1 protein-coding gene is annotated in these 331 nt (G+C 47.1%); it reads right to left on the minus strand.

Annotated features, from left to right (window positions below; all coding sequences use genetic code 11):
- The coding region (locus tag B3O33_RS02140) for a hypothetical protein (protein WP_292362836.1) at positions 1 to 250 on the minus strand (250 nt) is incomplete at its 3' end.
- Positions 251 to 331 lie beyond the last annotated feature (81 nt).

A 331-nucleotide genomic window follows, 5' to 3' on the forward strand; every position in this document is an offset into this window, starting at 1 on the left:
GTACAGCTTCATGTCCACAATCCGGGCCGTGAACGTGATCCGGATCGTGACCGGCACATTCATGATGCGGCGTGCAGTCATCCGGGTTTTTCGCTGTCACTTCAATTTTATGCTCATCAATATGCGCTTCGTGCACGTGATGCAAGTGCCCATCATGTAAAAAATCGGTATGGCCATTATGTTCAATTTGGGTATGGCCGCAGTCAGGGCCGTGTTTGTGCGAGTGGTTTTGATGAACGTTACAACTCATGTCAATCTCCTTAAATCAGTTACTTTCGTTGGCATGTGCAAGGGCGTTTTCTATCATTTCAACAACATGCTGATCAGCTAG

The sequence above is a fragment of the Methylophaga sp. UBA1464 genome (assembly GCF_002325665.1).
Lineage (GTDB): Bacteria > Pseudomonadota > Gammaproteobacteria > Nitrosococcales > Methylophagaceae > Methylophaga.